The sequence below is a fragment of the Pseudomonas sp. PDM28 genome (genome assembly GCF_019219115.1).
GTDB classification, from domain to species: Bacteria; Pseudomonadota; Gammaproteobacteria; order Pseudomonadales; family Pseudomonadaceae; genus Aquipseudomonas; species Aquipseudomonas laurylsulfatiphila.
Genome location: NZ_JAHUWG010000005.1, coordinates 509,243 through 526,031, shown reverse-complemented (window position 1 = coordinate 526,031; position 16,789 = coordinate 509,243). Strand labels below are relative to the sequence as shown.

Annotated in this window: 17 protein-coding genes; 9 read left to right on the top strand and 8 right to left on the bottom strand. The window is 59.6% G+C overall.

Annotation, left to right across the window (positions count from 1 at the left end):
• Window positions 1–7: 7 nt before the first annotated feature.
• Window positions 8–400, bottom strand: coding sequence for a transcriptional regulator (locus KW841_RS14455; protein ID WP_218477196.1), 393 nt, complete (start codon window positions 398–400; stop codon window positions 8–10).
• A gap of 195 nt (window positions 401–595) precedes the next feature.
• Between KW841_RS14455 and KW841_RS14450 the strand changes: the two genes are divergently transcribed.
• Window positions 596–1,330 (top strand): thioredoxin family protein, encoded by a 735-nt coding sequence (locus KW841_RS14450; protein WP_218477193.1) that lies wholly within the window; start codon window positions 596–598, stop codon window positions 1,328–1,330.
• Window positions 1,331–1,526: 196 nt separating this feature from the next.
• Window positions 1,527–1,805 carry a hypothetical protein gene (locus KW841_RS14445; RefSeq protein ID WP_104450474.1) on the top strand — a complete coding sequence of 93 codons (279 nt, stop codon included), beginning with the start codon at window positions 1,527–1,529 and terminating at the stop codon, window positions 1,803–1,805.
• Between the two features lie 269 nt (window positions 1,806–2,074).
• Here KW841_RS14445 and KW841_RS14440 read toward each other — a convergent pair whose 3' ends face one another.
• Both KW841_RS14440 and KW841_RS14435 read right to left on the bottom strand, forming a co-directional pair.
• Window positions 2,075–3,097, bottom strand: coding sequence for an IS110 family transposase (locus KW841_RS14440; RefSeq protein WP_218477191.1), 1,023 nt, complete (start codon window positions 3,095–3,097; stop codon window positions 2,075–2,077).
• Between the two features lie 126 nt (window positions 3,098–3,223).
• Window positions 3,224–4,564, bottom strand: a complete 1,341-nt coding sequence (locus KW841_RS14435) for a DEAD/DEAH box helicase (RefSeq protein ID WP_007972492.1) — start codon at window positions 4,562–4,564, stop codon at window positions 3,224–3,226.
• 192 nt (window positions 4,565–4,756) lie between these two features.
• Here KW841_RS14435 and KW841_RS14430 point away from each other — a divergent pair, with 192 nt between their 5' ends.
• Window positions 4,757–6,055, top strand: a complete 1,299-nt coding sequence (locus KW841_RS14430) for a mechanosensitive ion channel family protein (RefSeq protein ID WP_218477189.1) — start codon at window positions 4,757–4,759, stop codon at window positions 6,053–6,055.
• Between the two features lie 149 nt (window positions 6,056–6,204).
• Here the strand turns inward: KW841_RS14430 and KW841_RS14425 are convergent, their stop codons facing one another.
• The gene (locus KW841_RS14425) at window positions 6,205–6,849 is read right to left on the bottom strand and encodes a hydrolase (protein WP_008018228.1); all 645 of its coding nucleotides are present in this window, start codon (window positions 6,847–6,849) and stop codon (window positions 6,205–6,207) included.
• 158 nt (window positions 6,850–7,007) lie between these two features.
• Here KW841_RS14425 and KW841_RS14420 point away from each other — a divergent pair, with 158 nt between their 5' ends.
• A complete protein-coding gene (locus KW841_RS14420; RefSeq protein WP_218477179.1) occupies window positions 7,008–7,895 on the top strand; it encodes a LysR family transcriptional regulator in 888 nt (295 codons plus the stop codon).
• Between the two features lie 116 nt (window positions 7,896–8,011).
• On the opposite strand, the gene KW841_RS14415 is transcribed toward KW841_RS14420, so the two are convergent.
• The 3 genes from KW841_RS14415 to KW841_RS14405 all read right to left on the bottom strand — a co-directional run bounded on the left by KW841_RS14415 (window position 8,012) and on the right by KW841_RS14405 (window position 10,367).
• The gene (locus KW841_RS14415; protein WP_217836047.1) at window positions 8,012–8,878 is read right to left on the bottom strand and encodes a carboxylate/amino acid/amine transporter; all 867 of its coding nucleotides are present in this window, start codon (window positions 8,876–8,878) and stop codon (window positions 8,012–8,014) included.
• Window positions 8,879–9,223: 345 nt separating this feature from the next.
• The gene (locus tag KW841_RS14410) at window positions 9,224–9,823 is read right to left on the bottom strand and encodes an FMN-dependent NADH-azoreductase (protein WP_015096339.1); all 600 of its coding nucleotides are present in this window, start codon (window positions 9,821–9,823) and stop codon (window positions 9,224–9,226) included.
• Between the two features lie 229 nt (window positions 9,824–10,052).
• The gene (locus tag KW841_RS14405; protein ID WP_007972481.1) at window positions 10,053–10,367 is read right to left on the bottom strand and encodes a hypothetical protein; all 315 of its coding nucleotides are present in this window, start codon (window positions 10,365–10,367) and stop codon (window positions 10,053–10,055) included.
• Window positions 10,368–10,416: 49 nt separating this feature from the next.
• Between KW841_RS14405 and KW841_RS14400 the strand changes: the two genes are divergently transcribed.
• The 5 genes from KW841_RS14400 (at window position 10,417) to aqpZ (ending at window position 15,642) form a co-directional block, all read left to right on the top strand.
• Window positions 10,417–11,340, top strand: a complete 924-nt coding sequence (locus tag KW841_RS14400; protein ID WP_007972479.1) for a LysR family transcriptional regulator — start codon at window positions 10,417–10,419, stop codon at window positions 11,338–11,340.
• A 14-nt stretch (window positions 11,341–11,354) separates the two neighbouring features.
• The gene (locus KW841_RS14395; protein WP_218477178.1) at window positions 11,355–12,158 is read left to right on the top strand and encodes an alpha/beta fold hydrolase; all 804 of its coding nucleotides are present in this window, start codon (window positions 11,355–11,357) and stop codon (window positions 12,156–12,158) included.
• Window positions 12,159–12,161: 3 nt separating this feature from the next.
• Window positions 12,162–12,719 (top strand): peptidylprolyl isomerase, encoded by a 558-nt coding sequence (locus KW841_RS14390; RefSeq protein ID WP_218477175.1) that lies wholly within the window; start codon window positions 12,162–12,164, stop codon window positions 12,717–12,719.
• Between the two features lie 94 nt (window positions 12,720–12,813).
• Window positions 12,814–14,646, top strand: coding sequence for an ABC transporter ATP-binding protein (locus tag KW841_RS14385; protein ID WP_218477165.1), 1,833 nt, complete (start codon window positions 12,814–12,816; stop codon window positions 14,644–14,646).
• A gap of 297 nt (window positions 14,647–14,943) precedes the next feature.
• On the top strand, window positions 14,944–15,642 hold the full coding sequence (gene aqpZ, locus KW841_RS14380; RefSeq protein WP_218477163.1) for an aquaporin Z: 699 nt from the start codon (window positions 14,944–14,946) through the stop codon (window positions 15,640–15,642).
• An 18-nt stretch (window positions 15,643–15,660) separates the two neighbouring features.
• Here the strand turns inward: aqpZ and KW841_RS14375 are convergent, their stop codons facing one another.
• Window positions 15,661–16,785 carry a GNAT family N-acetyltransferase gene (locus KW841_RS14375; RefSeq protein ID WP_218477162.1) on the bottom strand — a complete coding sequence of 375 codons (1,125 nt, stop codon included), beginning with the start codon at window positions 16,783–16,785 and terminating at the stop codon, window positions 15,661–15,663.
• Window positions 16,786–16,789 lie beyond the last annotated feature (4 nt).

Genomic DNA, 16,789 nt, shown 5'->3' with positions numbered 1-16,789 from the left:
GCGTACATCAGGCAATCTGCGCCTTCGACGCCACCTCATCGAATGTCGCTTCATCCAGCGCATCTTCCTGCTCATCAAGCACCTGCCGCGGGTGATCATTACCGGGAATGCTACTGTCGAGCAGGCTCAATAAGCGCGAACCTCGCGCCGTCAAAATGTAATTGGCACCCGTCCCCCCTTCGTCCTCCGGTCGCGGCTCGATATAGCCACGCATCAGCAGCAGCTTTTCGTACTCGCCAGCCACCGTTTTCAAGTGATCAAGATTTTCAATCGACTCGCCTTCCGCGGCCTTCTGCGCCGCATGCTGTTCGGCGTAAGGCCGCGGCGTGAAGTTGTGGCCCGCGCTGTTTTGCGCTTCATGCAGCAAACGCTCAATCAAGTCCCAGTTGTAAGTCGTCATCCTGATTCAACCTCCGGTGTCCGTTCGATGGATGCCCGTGCAATTGAACGGGCCTTACAGGTTGTGACCGGTACGCCCGGCAGCCGTTCAGACGGCCTCTCACTGACGACCGACCGGCGGTATGTCGAATTCCACCCAAGCCAAACGACTAGGCTGTGTACGTCACTTCCCAGCCCCCATGCAGGAGAACACAACATGAACATCCAGAATCACCCCGTCGTGTCGCGGGAAGAATGGCTCGCCGCCCGCAAACAACACCTGATCCACGAGAAAGCCTTCACCCGGGAACGGGACAAACTCAGCGCCGAACGCCGCGCCCTGCCCTGGGTGAAAATCGACAAGGACTACCATTTCCAGGGGCCCAATGGCGAACTGAAACTGGCGGACCTGTTCGGCGGCCGCAGTCAGTTGGTCATCTACCACTTCATGTTCGCCGAGGGCTGGGACGAGGGCTGCCCCGGTTGCTCGTACCTCAGCGACCACATCGACGGCGCCAACCAGCACCTGGCCCACCACGACATTGCCGTGGTGGCGGTTTCCCACGCACCGTTCGCCGAATTCCAGGCGTTCAAGCGGCGCATGGGCTGGAAATTCGACTGGGTGTCGTCGGCAGGATGCGACTTCAACTACGACTTTGGCGTCTGTGCCCGGGCCGAAGAGGTCGCCGCAGGAAAGGCTACGTACAACTACGAAAAAACCGACGGCGCCGAGGAAGAACTCCCCGGCCTCAGCGTGTTTTATCGCAATGAAGCCGGCGAAATCTTCCACACCTACTCCACCTATGCCCGGGGGCTGGACATGCTGGTTGGCGCCTACAACTACCTCGACCTGACGCCCAAGGGCCGCAACGAGGAGGAAATCATGGAGTGGGTGCGCCACCATGACAAATATGAGGAGCAGGCGAAGTCGAGTTGCTGCCATGGTAGTTAGCCCCCCGGACACCGAGGTGCGGCCTTCGCGGGCAAGCCCGCTTCCACGGGTTGTGTGAACAACACGTAAAACTGTGGGAGCGGGCTTGCCCGCGAAGGGGCCCTGACAACCCACGCAAATATCACAGACTGAACTTTCCCAAAGGGCCAGCGCTCAACCGGATAACCCGCCTTGACCGGAACTGAGGCCCGCCCCCATGAAACCACTGCTGAAGAAGCTCACACTCGCCGCTGCCCTCGCTTGTGCCCTGCCCGCCTGGGCCTGCACTCCCGAGGAAGCCACCGCCAAACGCGAACAACTGGCCCAGGAAGTGGCCAAGCTCACCGAGCAGAACCCGACCAAGGCCAAAGAGATCAATGACGAGTTGCAAAAAATGGATCTGGGCACTGCCTCCAAAGACTTGCCGGACAAGTGCCAGTTGATCGACCAGCGCTTGAAGGAGCTGGGCTCCGCCGAGAAGAAAACCGAAGGCTGATAGACGCCAGGTATAAAAATGTATGGTCAGCCCATCTCCTGCAACCTCTTTGGCTGTTTTCGGTAAAGCTGGCTTGCGCTAATGTATTCGGGCTCGTTGTGAGCGTTGCTGCAACAACGCTCGGCCCTCGATGAGTAGCCGCTCCCGACTGTCCTGAAAAAACCCTCAGCCTCTAAAGCTGATTTTTATGCCAGGTTCTCAGTCGGGCCATATGCCGTTTACTGTCATCAGTCAGTGACGTCGCAAAAGCCGGTGGTAAAGCTGTAGGTTCAAACGTTCGGATGTGGGTCGTACTGGCCGCCTTTGGCCAGTACCGCCCACACGATTCGCGCCAGTTTGTTCGCCAGCGCGCAGGCGACAACATTGGCGTGTCGACGCGTTAGCAGTTCTCGAACCCAAGGCCCAAGGGCATCTTCCCGCTTATCGATATGCTGCATGAGGGCCCGCGCGCCCTGCACCAGCAGTTGGCGTATATGCTTGTCGCCACGCTTGCTGATCCCCTGCAGCACCGTCTTGCCCCCCGTTGAGTACTGTTTCGGCACCAGCCCTAGTGAAGCGGCAAAATCACGACCACTTCGATAGTTTGACGCATCGCCCACATCGGCCAATACCGCGCTGGCGGTGATGGGGCCAATACCTGGAATACTCTGCAGACGACTCCCGGCATCATCTTCTTTCAACTGCTGTTTCAAGTCGGACTCGATGTCCTTGATTTCATCATTGAGCTGTTGAATTTGACGATGAAGACGCATCACCACACCCTTCAGGCGTACTGGAACGGGGTGTTGTGGATCGTCCAGCAGCGCTGGCACGCGGTGCAACGCAGTGACTCCAATAGGCAGGCTGATCCCGAACTCCAGCAGAAAGCCATGAATCTGGTTGGTCGCCATTGTGCGATGGCCAATCAATGATTCACGGACCCGATGCAGGGCTGAAAGCGTTTGCTGCTCTGCGGTTTTGATCGAGCAGAAGCGCATGGCGGGGCGGCTCGCCGCCTCGCAAATCGCTTCGGCATCAATGAAGTCGTTTTTGTTGCCTTTGACGAATGGTTTGACGTACTGCGGGGCGATTAGCTTCACCTCGTGGCCCAACGCACCGATCTGTCGAGCCAGCCAGTGGGCGCCGCCGCACGACTCCATCACCACCGTGCAGGCCGGTAGCTGGGCCAATGTACTGAGCAATTGGCCGCGGTTGGTTTTTTTGCGCAAGACCTGGTGGCCTTTAGAGTCCTGGCCATGCAAGTGGAAACTGTGTTTGCCGATGTCGATACCGAGAAGCGTCATCGTGTTCATGAGAGATCCTCCGGCCGAAAACGAGAAAAGCCCTGCAAGCGTAAACCTGCAGGGCTTCTCGGTCAGGCTGACCATCTCATTAAACCCGGACACTGTCCGGGTTTTTCCTGGGTCGCTTACAGCGACTTACTCAGCCGCTGGCGCTTCCGGCTTGCGGCGCTTGAGCGGCGCCATGCCGTCCTTGCTGACCAGGGAATCGCTCTTCGGCCGGTTGGCGCTCTTGCGCTTGGTCGGGGTCTTGGCGGCAGTTTTCTTCTTGTCGCCCTTGGCGTCGGTCTTTTTCTTCTTCACGCCGACAGCCTTGCCCGAAGCCTTGACCTTCTTCGGTCCGCCGTAGGTGCCTTTGACTTCCTTGATGGTGCGGCGCTCGAAGCTCTGCTTGAGGTAGCGCTCGATGCTCGACATCAGGTTCCAGTCGCCATGGCAGATCAGCGAGATGGCCAGGCCATCGTTACCAGCGCGGCCGGTACGACCGATACGGTGCACGTACTCGTCGCCACTGCGCGGCATGTCGAAGTTGATCACCAGGTCCAGGCCATCCACGTCCAGACCACGAGCGGCGACGTCGGTGGCCACGAGGATTTTCACACCGCCTTGCTTCAGACGGTCGATTGCCAGTTTGCGATCCTTCTGGTCTTTCTCGCCGTGCAGCACGAACGCTTTGTATTCCTGCGCCACCAGACGGCCGTAGATGCGGTCGGCCATGGCCCGGGTGTTGGTGAAAACGATGGCCTTCTGGTAGGTCTCGTTGGCCAGCAGCCAGTTGACGATCTGTTCTTTGTGCTGGTTGTGGTCAGCGGTGATGATCTGCTGGCGGGTGGTGTCGTTCAGCTGGCTGACCGCATTGAGCTGCAGGTGCTCCGGGTTGTTCAGGACCTTGGCGATCATCTCGCGCAGGCCCGAACCACCGGTGGTGGCGGAGAACAGCATGGTCTGCTGACGGTTGGTGCATTCGTCCACCAGACGCTGCACGTCTTCGGCAAAGCCCATGTCGAGCATGCGGTCGGCTTCGTCGAGCACCAGTACTTCAACTTCTTTCAAGTCGAGGTTGCCGGCGTTCAGTTGCTCGATCATGCGGCCCGGCGTACCGATCAGGATATCCGGCACCTTGCGCAGCATCGCGGCCTGGACCTTGAAGTCTTCGCCGCCGGTGATCAGGCCGGACTTGATGAAGGTGAACTGCGAGAAGCGTTCAACTTCCTTCAGCGTCTGCTGGGCCAGTTCGCGGGTCGGCAGCAGAATCAGGGTCTTGATGCTGACGCGGATTTTCGCCGGGCCGATCAGACGGTTGAGGATCGGCAAAACGAATGCAGCGGTTTTGCCGCTACCGGTTTGCGCCGTCACCCGCAGGTCACGCCCCTGGAGCGCGAGCGGAATGGCCGCGGCTTGCACAGGCGTTGGCTCGACAAATTTCAGCTCGGCCACGGCTTTGAGCAGGCGTTCGTGCAGGGCGAATTGGGAAAACACGGGTGCTACCTCGAAGAAATGCAAAAAAACAGCTGCATAGGGTAACGGTTTCGAGCGCTCAGGCCGAGTTTCTTTATGCAAATGGCGGTAAACAGTTGGTTTTTTGTTGCCTTGTTTTTCTCAAAACGCAATACAAAGCGTCTTAAATGCTCTAATCGCCTCTCGCGCCCTACAGAAGAATCGTTTTTAACCATGGATATCAAACAGCTCTGGATCAACGTCCTGGACCTTTGGGGTGCCCTCGACCAGCACCCGCTCGTACATTCCAGCCTGGCGCTGCTGCTGTTGCTGGCCATTGCGCTGTTCCTCGGACGGGTGGCGCGCTACCTCATACTGCACGCGGCAAAAATGCTCGGTCGCCAGCCGGCCTTGCACTGGGTCAATGATTTTCTGCAGAACAAGGTGTTCCATCGCCTGGCGCAGATCACGCCTTCGCTGGTGATCCAGTTCGGTCTCAATCTGGTGCCGAACCTGAGCAAGACCAGTCTGAATTTCCTCGGCAACGTCGCCCTGTCCTTCACCTTCCTGTTTCTGCTGCTGGCGGTCAGCGCCCTGCTCAATGCCCTGCTGGACATTTACGCCCGCACCGAGCACGCCCGTACCCGCTCGATCAAGGGCTATGTGCAACTGGCGAAAATGGTGTTGTACGTGTTTGGCGCGATCATCATTGTCGCGACCTTGATCGACCGCTCGCCGCTGTTGCTGCTCTCGGGCCTGGGTGCCATGTCGGCGGTGATTCTGTTGGTCTACAAGGACACGCTGCTGTCGTTCGTCGCCAGCGTGCAATTGACCAGCAACGACATGCTGCGGGTCGGCGACTGGATCGAAATGCCCCAGGTAGGCGCCGACGGCGATGTGGTGGACATCACCTTGCACACGGTCAAGGTGCAGAACTTCGACAAGACTATCGTCTCGATTCCGACCTGGCGTCTGATGTCCGAGTCGTTCAAGAACTGGCGCGGCATGCAGGCTTCCGGTGGACGCCGGATCAAGCGCAGCCTGTTCATCGATGCCAGCGGCGTGCGCTTCCTGCGCGACGACGAGGAGCAGAAGCTGTCCCAGGTGCACTTGCTCACCGACTATATGACCCGCAAGCAGGCCGAACTCAAGGCCTGGAACGAGGCCCAAGGCAACGTCGCGGCCATGTCGGCCAACCGCCGGCGGATGACCAACATCGGCACTTTGCGCGCCTATGCGCTGGCCTACCTGAAGAGTCATCCGGGGATCCAGCCGAACATGACCTGCATGGTCCGCCAGATGCAGACCACGGCCCAGGGCATTCCCCTGGAAATCTACTGCTTTACCCGCACCACGGCGTGGGCCGACTACGAGCGGATCCAGGGGGATATTTTCGACTACCTGCTGGCGGTGCTGCCGGAGTTTGGCTTGAGTCTTTATCAGCAGCCGAGCGGAACGGATTTGCGGGCGGGGATATTGCCGGCGGTACTGGGCGCGAGCCATATTTCCGAAGTTGAAAAGCGCAGGGTGTAACACCACAAAAAACAAATGTGGGAGCGGCGGTGCGGCGATCCGATTTGCTCGCGAATGCGGTGCGTCATTCAACATTGATGTCGACTGACAGTCCGCTTTCGCGAGCAAGCCCGCTCCCACAGGAATTACATCGTTTCAGAAATTGCGAGTTACTTGACCTGCCGCTGCGGTGCCTTGTGCACCATGGTGTAGGCGTAATCCACGCCCATGCCGTACGCGCCGCTGTGTTCGAGCACCAGTTCCATCACCGCCTCGTAAGTGTCCTTGTGTGCCCAGTCACGCTGGTATTCGAGCAACACTTGTTGCCAGGTCACCGGTACCGCGCCGGCCTGAATCATCCGTTGCACCGACATGTCGTGGGCTTCCTTGCTGGTACCACCGGAAGCGTCGGTGACGATGTACACCTCGTAGCCTTCTGCCAGGGCTTCCAATGCCGGGAAAGTCAGGCAGACCTCGGTCCACAGCGCGGCAATGATCAGTTTCTTGCGGCCGGTGGCTTTCACAGCGTCGACCAGTGCCTTGTCTTCCCAGGAGTTCATCGAAGTGCGCTCGATCGGCTTCTGATCCGGGTGCACCGCCAGCAATTCGGGCCAGATGTAGCCGCTGAAGCTTTCGGTTTCGACCGAGGTGTAGATGGTCGGCACGTTGAAGATCTTCGCCGCCTTGGCCAGGCCCACGGTGTTGTTCTTCAGGGTCTGACGGTCAATGGACTGCACGCCGAAAGCCATTTGCGGCTGGTGGTCGATCAGGATCAGGGCGGAGTTGGTTGGGTTGAGCAGTTCACGAATAGACATGGCGCGTTCCTTTTGATGTCGATACTTCGAATGGGTAAGGGGTTAGTCGACGTTGCCTTCAGCGGCGTTGTTGTCGGCTTGGATGTCACTTTAGGGGCTGGCGATAAAAGGGACAATTACCTAAAATCGAGAATAATTGATTCTAAAATAGGGACAATATGGATCGCATCGAATGCATGCGCGCCTTCGTCGTCACGGTCGGCGAGAACGGCTTCGCCGCAGCCGCCCGGGCCATGGACGTGCCGCGCTCGAAAGTCAGCAAACAGATTCAGGCGCTGGAAGAAGCCATCGGTGTGCAATTGCTGCAACGCACCACCCGCAGCCTGCACCTGACCGAGGCCGGAGCCGAGTATTTCGATGCCGCACGGGAAGTGTTGGCGGCACTGGAGGAGGCCGAGCAACGTGCCCGTGACGGCATCGGCGAGTTACGCGGTGTGTTGCGGGTCAATGCACCGATGTCGTTCGGTCTTCGGCGGCTGGGGCCGTTGATTCCGCTGTTTCATGAACAGCACCCGAACATCGAACTGCAACTGGTGCTCAGCGACCAGCAGGTCGACCCGGTGCGGGGCGGCTTTGACGTGACCATCCGCATCGCCAGCATGCCCGACTCGACCATGATCGCCCGGCAACTGGCACCCGCACCGCGCATCATGGTGGCATCCCCGGCTTATCTCGAACGCGCGGGCGTTCCGCAGACTCCGCAGGATCTGCGCACCCATCAATGTCTGAACTACGGGTATCTGCAGAGCGGTGTCAGCCTGCAACTGTGCAATGGCAAGGAAACCCAGCGAGTGAACGTCACCGGCCCACTGCACGCCAACAACGGCGACCTGCTCGCCCAGGCCGCCGAAGCCGGCATGGGCATCGCCCTGCTACCGGACTTCATCGTCGAGGATGCGCTGGCGGCCGGGCGACTGGTGCCGGTGCTGTGCGAATGGCAGGCCCCGGCGATCACCATCAACGCGGTGTATTCGTCGGCGCGGCGGGTGCCGCAAAAGACCCGGGCGTTTATCGAGTTTCTGGTGGGGCAACTGGCGCCGAAGTGATTTATTAACTCACACAACTTCCTGTGGGAACGAGCTTGCTCGCGATAGCTATTTCACAGCCGACATCTTTTCCGACTGTCATGCCGTCATCGCGAGCAAGCTCGCTCCCACAAGGCTCAATGAACGGCCAAAGGCTTGCGTATTCCCAACCGACTGATCCACACCGCCAGCAAAATCACCGAACCGCCGAGCAACAATCGCCCCAGTTCTTCATGCTGGTTCCAGATCAGCAGATTGATCAGCAAGCCCACGGGCACATGCAGGTTGTTCATCACCGCCAGGGTCCCGCCATTCACCATGCACGCGCCCTTGTTCCACCAATACAACCCCAGCGCAGTGGAGACCAGGCCGAGGAACAGCAGCACGCCCCATTGCAAAGGCGCTTCGGGCAGGAAGTTCTGTTTGCCGAACAATAGAAACGCCGGCAACGCCACCGCCAGTGCGCCGAGGTAGAAGTAGCCGAAGCGTCGGTAATGCGGCAGATCGCTCGGGTGGCGGGCGACCAGGTGTTTGTACAGCACCTGCCCGGCGGCATAAGTGAAGTTGGCCAGTTGCAGCAACAGGAAACCCATGAAGAAATCCGGGTTGATCCGGTCAAAGCGAATCACCGCCGCCCCCGCCACCGCCACCAGGGCCGCGACCAGGGCCCAAGGATTGAAGCGACGATTCAGAGCATCTTCGATCAGGGTCACGTGCAGCGGCGTGAGGATAGTGAACAGCAGCACTTCCGGCACCGTCAGTACGCGAAAGCTCAAGTACAGGCAGACGTAGGTCACGCCGAACTGCAAGGCACCGATCAGCAGCATGCCGCGCATGAATGCCGGCTCCACCGAGCGCCAGCGGGTCAGCGGGATGAACACCAGCCCGGCCAGGAGCACACGCACCAGCACCGCGAAGTAACTGTCGACATGACCGGCCAGGTATTCGCCGATCAAACTGAAGGAAAACGCCTGGATCAGCGTGACAAAAAGTAGATAGCCCATGCTCGCCTCGTTTCGAATGGCGGCGACGATAGCGGGTTTTGCTACTGATCGCGAACACCCAAACAATACAAAAATCCATTGTGGGAGCGAGCTTGCTCGCGATAGCGGTGGATCAGTCAACATCATTGTCGACTGACACTCAGTCATCGCGAGCAAGCTCGCTCCCACAGGTTTTTTAGGTGCTTGTTAAATCCCGGGCAAAAAAAAGCCCGATCTCGCTAAAGCGTTCAATCGGGCCAGAGCACTCAGGAGCAACAAGTGCGAAGGGAGGTTCGATGCGCGTACAGGCTTGAAGGGGTGCGCCAGGTCACTAGACCATCCAGCGATTATCTGGCGATTAACCGATCAGGCCACTTGAGCAAGCCTGGCGTTCGCCTGGTTCAGGCCTTTCTCCTGGAAGTCACCGCCCAGGTTCATGCCTTCGGCGTGGATGAACGTCACGTCGTGGATGCCGATGAAGCCCATGACCTGACGCAGGTACGGTTCCTGGTGATCGGCGGTGCTGCCGGCATAGATGCCGCCACGTGCCGTCAACACATAGGCGCGCTTGCCGCTGAGCAGGCCTTGCGGGCCGGTTTCGGTGTACTTGAAGGTCACACCGGCACGCAGCACGTGGTCGAGCCAGGCTTTCAGGGTGCTGGGGATCGCAAAGTTGTACATGGGTGCGGCCATGACCAGTACATCGGCGGCGAGCAATTCGTCGGTCAACTGGTTGGAGCGTTCCAGGGACGCCTGTTCGATGTCGCTGCGCTGCTCGGCGGGTTTCATCCAGCCACCCAGCAGGTTGATGTCCAGGTGCGGCACCGGGTTGACGGCCAGGTCCCGGACAGTGATCTGGTCATTCGGGTGAGCGGCTTTCCACTGGCTGATGAACGTCTGGGTCAGTTGACGGGAAACCGAGTCTTGCTGACGTGCACTGCTTTCGATGATCAGGACGCGGGACATGGGATGTAGCCTCCATCTGAGAATGCTGTAGGTCGATGGAGAGAAGGTTAAACAGAGTCATATCGATGAAAAAGCGCAAATAACTGCTATAACCCATCAATAAATTCGTTTATAAGCAAAGCTGCCTCTGTGGGAGCGAGCCTGCTCGCGAATAGGCTGTGTCAGTCGGCATCAACGTTGAATGACACACCGCCTTCGCGAGCAGGCTCGCTCCCACAGAAGATCGAGGTCATTTTGGGGTGCAGCTCAGCTCGATGCGCAGCTTGATGATGTTGCGGCTGAATTTGGCGGTGGCGTTTTTGTGCTTGCCGGCCGGTACGTCGATCTTTCGGGTACGCGGTGCTTCCGGGCCATTGATGAAAACGGCCTTGCAGCTTGCATCGACGTCGCCGTAGTTGGCCACCTGGATGGAGCCGATGTCGCTATCCGTGTCGTAGGTCTGGTAATCGATCTTCATGCCGTTGAGGTCTTTCTTCACATCGATCGGGTAAGCCATCGCCGTCAGCGGCAGCAGCGCCAGCAGCACACAACAGATTTTTTTCATTCAGCAGCCTCCAGTAAGGGCTGCCAGCTTAGGACAAGAGGAGCTCAACATGAAAGCGCCCCGCGTGACCCTTGATCAATGGCGAACGCTGCAAGCCGTGGTCGATCACGGTGGTTTCGCCCAGGCCGCCGAGGCGCTGCATCGCTCGCAATCATCGGTCAGCTACACCGTGGCACGCATGCAGGATCAGCTCGGCGTGCCGTTGCTGCGCATCGACGGACGCAAAGCCGTGCTGACCGAAGCCGGCGGCGTGCTGTTGCGCCGCTCCCGGCAACTGGTGAAACAGGCCAGCCAACTCGAAGACCTGGCCCATCACATGGAACAGGGTTGGGAGGCCGAAGTGCGCCTGGTGGTCGATGCCGCTTACCCAAGCGCCCGCCTCGTCCGCGCCTTGACCGCGTTCATGCCGCAAAGCCGTGGCTGCCGGGTGCGCCTGCGTGAGGAAGTGCTGTCGGGCGTGGAGGAAGTCCTGCTCGAAGGCGTGGCCGACCTGGCCATCACCGGCTTCAGTATTCCCGGTTACCTGGGCGCGGAATTGAGCGACGTCGAGTTCGTTGCGGTCGCCCACCCCGAGCATCCCCTGCACCGCCTCAACCGCGAACTGAGCTTCCAGGACCTGGAAAGCCAGATGCAAGTGGTGATCCGCGACTCGGGCCGCCAGCAACCACGGGACGTCGGCTGGCTCGGGGCCGAACAACGCTGGACCGTCGGCAGCCTGGCCACCGCCGCGACCTTCGTCAGCAGCGGCCTGGGTTTTGCCTGGTTGCCCCGGCACCTGATCGAACGGGAACTCAAGGAAGGTACGCTCAAGCTGCTACCGTTGGATCAGGGCGGTAGCCGCAACCCGAGCTTTTACCTGTATTCGAACAAGGACAAACCGCTGGGACCGGCCACGCAGATTCTCATCGAACTGCTGCGCACCTTTGACACCGCACCACTGGACGCCCCGTTCGCCGCCCCCGAACAAGCCTGACACGGAGTGTATGCATGGCCTATTTCGAACACGAAGGTTGCAACCTGCACTATGAGGAATATGGTCACGGCACGCCGCTGCTGCTGGTCCACGGCCTCGGTTCCAGCACTCTGGACTGGGAAAAGCAGATCCCGACACTGGCCACCCGCTACCGGGTGATCGTCCCGGATGTACGCGGTCACGGCCGTTCGGACAAACCCCGGGAGCGCTACAGCATTGCCGGTTTCAGCGCCGACCTGATCGCGCTGATCGAGCACCTCAATCTCGGCCCGACACATTACGTCGGCTTGTCCATGGGCGGCATGATCGGCTTCCAGCTGGGTGTGGACCAGCCGAAGCTGCTCAAGAGCCTGTGCATCGTCAACAGTGCGCCAGAGGTCAAACTGCGCAGCCGCGACGATTACTGGCAGTGGTTCAAGCGCTGGAGCCTGATGCACGCACTCAGCCTGCGCACCATCGGCAAGGCATTGGGCAGCAAGTTGTTCCCGAAGCCCGAGCAGGCCGACTTGCGACAAAAAATGGCCGAGCGCTGGGCAAAAAACGACAAACATGCTTATCTCGCCAGCTTCAATGCCATTGTTGGCTGGGGGGTCCAGGAACGACTTTCCAAGGTCACCTGTCCAACCCTGATCGTCAGTGCCGACCGTGACTACACACCGGTGGCACTGAAGGAAAACTACGTAAAACTGCTGCCCGATGCGCGGCTGGTGGTGATCACCGATTCACGCCACGCCACGCCGCTGGACCAGCCGGAACACTTCAACCAAACGCTGCTGGATTTTCTGACCGCAGTCGACACCACCACTCAGGATCACTGACCCATGCTGAAAAAAATCGCCCTCGCCGCTGGCACCGTCCTGTTTGCCGCCAACCTGATGGCTGCAACGCCCGCCAAGGCGCCGCACGTTTTGCTGGAAACCACCAACGGCCAGATCGAAATCGAACTGGACCCGGTCAAGGCGCCGATCAGTACCAAGAACTTCCTTGAGTACGTCGACAGCGGCTTCTACAACAACACGATTTTCCACCGCGTGATCCCCGGCTTCATGGTTCAGGGCGGCGGTTTCAATCAACAGATGACGCAAAAAGAAACCAAGGCGCCGATCAAGAACGAGCACAACAACGGTTTGGTCAACGTTCGTGGCACCTTGTCCATGGCCCGTACCTCGGTGCCTGATTCGGCCACCAGCCAGTTCTTCATCAACGTCAAGGACAACGACTTCCTTGACCAGGGTGACGGCTACGCTGTGTTCGGCAAAGTGGTCAAAGGCATGGACGTGGTCGACATCATCGTCAATTCGCCAACCACCGTTCGTAGCGGCATGAAGGACGTGCCGGCCGACCCGGTGTTCATCAAGTCGGCCAAGCGCATCGACTGAGACTAAGCTGGACAAGGATGTCCGAGCCGTTGCCGGTGTTTGCCGGCAACGCTCAATACGTTAAAAGGAGAGCCCGCTCGCGGGCGAACGACCCATGCTTTATCGCCGCTTTGAAAAACTGATCGACGTTTTCCGTGAAGCACCGACGGCGTCCCCGCCGGATCGTGTATTCCCTTTTTATACCTACTACCTCAAGCAGGTCTGGCCGAGCTTCGCCGCCCTGTTGATCGTCGGCCTGATTGGTGCATTGATCGAGGTCGCGCTGTTCAGCTACCTGAGCCGCATCATCGACCTGGCCCAAGGCACGCCGAACGCCAATCTGTTTCGCGAGCATGCCCTCGAACTGACCTGGATGGTGGTGGTGGCGCTGGTGCTGCGCCCCATATTCGTGGGCCTGCATGACCTGCTGGTACACCAGACCCTGAGCCCCAGCATGACCAGCATGATCCGCTGGCAGAACCACAGCTACGTGCTCAAGCAGAGCCTGAATTTCTTCCAGAACGACTTCGCCGGGCGCATCGCCCAGCGCATCATGCAAACCGGCAACTCGCTACGTGATTCCGCCGTGCAAGCGGTGGATGCGTTGTGGCATGTGCTGATCTACGCCATCAGTTCGCTGGTGTTGTTCGCCGAAGCCGACTGGCGCCTGATGATCCCGCTGCTGACGTGGATCTTCGCTTTCATCGGCGCCCTCTGGTACTTCGTGCCACGGGTCAAGGATCGCTCGGTGGTGGCGTCCGATGCGCGCTCCAAACTCATGGGGCGCATTGTCGACGGCTACACCAACATCACCACCCTAAAGCTGTTCGCCCACACCAACTTCGAGCAGCAATACGCCCGCGAAGCGATCAAGGAACAGACCGAGAAGGCCCAACTGGCCGGCCGCGTGGTCACCAGCATGGACGTGGTCATCACCAGCATGAACGGCCTGTTGATCGTCTGCACCACAGGCCTGGCCCTGTGGCTGTGGACGCAGTCGCTGATCAGCGTGGGGGCAATCGCCCTGGCCACCGGCCTGGTGATCCGCATCGTCAACATGTCCGGCTGGATCATGTGGGTGGTGACCGGCATCTTCGAAAACATCGGCATGGTGCAGGACGGCCTGCAGACCATCTCGCAACCGGTCAGCGTCACCGACCGCGACCAAGCCAAACCCTTGGCGGTGGCCCGTGGCGAAGTGCGTTTCGAGCAGGTGGACTTCCACTACGGCAAACAGAGCGGGATCATCGGCGGCCTCAACCTGACGATCAAGGCTGGCGAGAAAATCGGCCTGATCGGCCCGTCCGGTGCGGGCAAATCGACCTTGGTGAACCTGCTGCTGCGCCTGTACGACGTCGAAGGCGGACGTATCCTGATCGACGGCCAGAACATCGCCGACGTCAGCCAGGAAAGCCTGCGCGAGCGCATCGGCATGATTACCCAGGATACCTCGCTGCTGCACCGCTCGATCCGTGACAACCTGCTGTACGGCAAACCCGACGCCACCGACGCCCAACTTTGGGAAGCGGTGCACAAGGCCCGGGCTGACGGTTTCATTCCTGCACTGTCGGACGCCGAAGGCCGTAGCGGTTTCGATGCCCATGTCGGTGAGCGCGGGGTGAAACTTTCCGGCGGCCAGCGCCAGCGCATCGCCATTGCCCGTGTGCTGCTCAAGGACGCGCCGATCCTGATCATGGACGAGGCCACCTCGGCGCTGGATTCGGAAGTCGAAGCGGCGATCCAGGAAAGTCTCGAAACCCTGATGCAGGGCAAAACCGTGATCGCCATCGCTCACCGCCTCTCGACCATCGCCCGGATGGACCGGCTGGTGGTGCTGGAAAACGGCAAGATCGCCGAAACCGGAACCCACGCCGAGTTGCTCGCCCATGGCGGCTTGTATGCGCGGTTGTGGCAACACCAGACTGGCGGGTTTGTCGGGATCGATTGAGTCCCGGAACAACACACCCCCTGTGGGAGCGAGCTTGCTCGCGATGACGGAGTGTCAGTCGACAGAAATGGCGTCTGATCCACCGCTATCGCGAGCAAGCTCGCTCCCACAGGGATAAGCGTCATACCGAAGATTGAAAAAACCGCCAGACCCCGTCAACAACGGGGCCTGGCGGTTTTTTGTGCCTGCTGGAATTCTGAAAAAACCGTGCTGTACTCACTGCAACGTTCTGGAGGTGGTTCTGCAGTCCATCGGCTGGAGGCTCAAGGCAGCATAATCTCGAAAGGGCACTCTCTTATGTCTCTGTTAAAACGTTCGGCGACTGAGTTGGTAGGTACGTTCTGGCTGGTATTGGGTGGTTGCGGCAGTGCGGTGTTGGCGGCGGCTTTTCCAGAGGTGGGGATCGGCTTGCTCGGGGTGTCTTTCGCGTTTGGCCTGACCGTGCTGACGATGGCCTTCGCCATCGGCCATATTTCCGGCTGTCATCTCAATCCTGCGGTATCCCTCGGCCTGGTGGTGGGTGGGCGATTTCCGGCCAAGGAATTGCCGGCCTACATCATTGCCCAGGTCATCGGCGGCGTGATTGCAGCCGCCCTGCTGTACTTCATTGCCAGCGGCAAACCCGGTTTCGAACTGGCGGGAGGCCTGGCGTCCAACGGCTACGGCGAACACTCCCCTGGCGGCTATTCGATGGCGGCAGGGTTTGTCTGTGAACTGGTGATGACCGCGATGTTCATTCTGATCATCCTCGGCGCCACCGATAAGCGTGCACCGGCAGGACTGGCACCGATTGCCATCGGCCTGGGGCTGACGCTGATCCACCTGATCTCGATCCCGGTCACCAACACCTCGGTCAACCCGGCGCGCAGCACCGGCCCGGCGCTGATCGTCGGCGGCTGGGCAATTCAACAACTGTGGATGTTCTGGGTCGCGCCCCTGCTCGGCGCAGTGGTCGGCGGCGTGCTGTATCGCTGGCTGGGCAAGGAAGACAACTGACACGTCATGCGGTGAAGATCAGCCTTGTCGATAAGGCAAGGCTGACTTCGCATCCTCAGCATAAGCCAGCACCCCCAGCCGCTCCTGCTCCAGAAAGTCTTTCACCGCCGCCTTCAACCCCGGATGCCGCAGGTAGTGCCAGGAATGAGTGATGACAGGCTCGAATCCACGAATCAGTTTGTGCTCGCCTTGCGCACCGGCATCGAAACGCTGGAAACCGTTGGCGATGGCGTAGTCCATCCCCTGGTAGAAACAGGTCTCGAAATGCAGGCGATCGAACTCCGCCAGGCATCCCCAGTAACGGCCATAAAAGCTGTCGCCCCCCACCAGACTGAACGCCATCGCCACTGGCCGTGAACCCTGCCTGGCCAGCACCACGCGAATCGACTCCGGCATGCGTTCGGCCAACAGGCTGAAAAACTCCCGCGTCAGATACGGCCTTTGCCGACGCACCGCGTACGTATTGGCGTAGCAGGCATAGACGAAATCCCATTGCGCCTGACTCAGCTCCCGCCCCTCCAGCCATTCGAACTCGAAACCCTGGCCGGCCACCTGCTCGCGCTCCTTGCGCATCTGTTTACGCTTGCGCGAACTGAGCACGTCGAGGAAGTCCTGGAAATCCCGGTAACCGCGATTCTGCCAGTGATACTGACAGCCAACGCGCTGCAACCAGCCGGGCTGCTCGCTCAATGCCGCATCGGTGAATGGATCGGTGAAGTTGATGTGGGCGCTGGAAAGCCCTTCGAGTTCAAGATAGCCCGGCAGGCTGTTCAACAATTCGAAACCGTCTTCGACCGTGGCCGCCAACAGTCGCGGCCCGGTCACAGGACTGAACGGCACCGCGCTCAACAATTTGGGGTAGTAATCGATGCCGGCACGTTCGCAGGCATCGGCCCAGGCGTGATCGAACACGTACTCGCCGTAGGAATGCCACTTGCGATAAGCGGGTAGCGCGGCGATCAAGCGATCACCTTCAACGTGCAGCAGATGCTCGGGCTGCCAGCCGGAATGGGGGCCGACACTGCCGCTGTCTTCCAGTGCGCTCAAAAAAGCGTGACGCAGAAAAGGCTGACTCTCCGGCACCATTGCATCCCAGGTCTGCGGGGCGATTTCTGACAGTTTTTGCAGGCGTTGCAACGGCATCACC

Bases quoted from the DNA above. Each gene is read 5' to 3' on its own strand.
- KW841_RS14455 (WP_218477196.1), bottom strand. From the start codon at position 400: ATGACGACTTACAACTGGGACTTGATTGAGCGTTTGCTGCATGAAGCG.
- KW841_RS14450 (WP_218477193.1), top strand. From the start codon at position 596: ATGAACATCCAGAATCACCCCGTCGTGTCGCGGGAAGAATGGCTCGCC.
- KW841_RS14445 (WP_104450474.1), top strand. From the start codon at position 1,527: ATGAAACCACTGCTGAAGAAGCTCACACTCGCCGCTGCCCTCGCTTGT.
- KW841_RS14440 (WP_218477191.1), bottom strand. From the start codon at position 3,097: ATGAACACGATGACGCTTCTCGGTATCGACATCGGCAAACACAGTTTC.
- KW841_RS14430 (WP_218477189.1), top strand. From the start codon at position 4,757: ATGGATATCAAACAGCTCTGGATCAACGTCCTGGACCTTTGGGGTGCC.
- KW841_RS14425 (WP_008018228.1), bottom strand. From the start codon at position 6,849: ATGTCTATTCGTGAACTGCTCAACCCAACCAACTCCGCCCTGATCCTG.
- KW841_RS14420 (WP_218477179.1), top strand. From the start codon at position 7,008: ATGGATCGCATCGAATGCATGCGCGCCTTCGTCGTCACGGTCGGCGAG.
- KW841_RS14415 (WP_217836047.1), bottom strand. From the start codon at position 8,878: ATGGGCTATCTACTTTTTGTCACGCTGATCCAGGCGTTTTCCTTCAGT.
- KW841_RS14410 (WP_015096339.1), bottom strand. From the start codon at position 9,823: ATGTCCCGCGTCCTGATCATCGAAAGCAGTGCACGTCAGCAAGACTCG.
- KW841_RS14405 (WP_007972481.1), bottom strand. From the start codon at position 10,367: ATGAAAAAAATCTGTTGTGTGCTGCTGGCGCTGCTGCCGCTGACGGCG.
- KW841_RS14400 (WP_007972479.1), top strand. From the start codon at position 10,417: ATGAAAGCGCCCCGCGTGACCCTTGATCAATGGCGAACGCTGCAAGCC.
- KW841_RS14395 (WP_218477178.1), top strand. From the start codon at position 11,355: ATGGCCTATTTCGAACACGAAGGTTGCAACCTGCACTATGAGGAATAT.
- KW841_RS14390 (WP_218477175.1), top strand. From the start codon at position 12,162: ATGCTGAAAAAAATCGCCCTCGCCGCTGGCACCGTCCTGTTTGCCGCC.
- KW841_RS14385 (WP_218477165.1), top strand. From the start codon at position 12,814: ATGCTTTATCGCCGCTTTGAAAAACTGATCGACGTTTTCCGTGAAGCA.
- aqpZ (WP_218477163.1), top strand. From the start codon at position 14,944: ATGTCTCTGTTAAAACGTTCGGCGACTGAGTTGGTAGGTACGTTCTGG.
- KW841_RS14375 (WP_218477162.1), bottom strand. From the start codon at position 16,785: ATGCCGTTGCAACGCCTGCAAAAACTGTCAGAAATCGCCCCGCAGACC.